This is a genomic window from Roseibium sp. RKSG952 (genome assembly GCF_009711355.1).
On sequence record NZ_SMMF01000328.1, the window covers coordinates 1 to 614 of the forward strand.

The 614-nt window shown below is 55.0% G+C and carries 1 protein-coding gene; it reads left to right on the forward strand.

Annotated features, from left to right (window positions below):
* Nucleotides 1-614: IS1595 family transposase (locus tag E1297_RS00900; RefSeq protein WP_155132730.1), on the forward strand; the 614-nt coding region annotated here is incomplete at both ends.

Genomic DNA, 614 nt, shown 5'->3' on the forward strand with positions numbered 1-614 from the left:
CTGAGGGGAGGATTTGTCCGGCTTGTGGTTACAAGCATTCCATTGCGATTGCCGGACGGGACATGGGAAAGCGTCGTGCACGTCCAGGTCTTTACCAGTGTTCCGATGGCAACTGCCGCTTCCAATTTACGGTTACCACCCACACGCCCCTTCATGCGACCAAGCTTTCCTTAAGTGTGTGGCTGAAAGGCATGTGGCTTATTTTGCAATCGGACAAGGGCATGTCGTCTGTCCGATTGGCAGAAGCTTTGGGGCTTAGCCAGCCAACGGCTTGGCGCATGGGGCATATCCTTCGTTTGATGGTAGCCCGGGAACACATGCTGGAAGGCACGGTAGAGGTTGACCACTTCTATGTCGGCGGCCGGCCAAAGAAAAACCGTAGCGATCCGGCTCCAGGCAGAGGCCGGAAAGGTCTGAAGAAAACCCGGAAAACACCGGTTCTGGCGTTGGTTGAACGGTCCGGTGACAATAGCTTGGGAAGTCCGTCTGGAGATGCGCGCGCCGCTGTCGTGACAAGTCTTTCCTACAGGGATACAGAACAGATCGTTGAGCCTCAGATCTCTGCACAAGCCTGTCTGGTAAGTGATGAATCCAAGACGTTCATGGCCATAGGC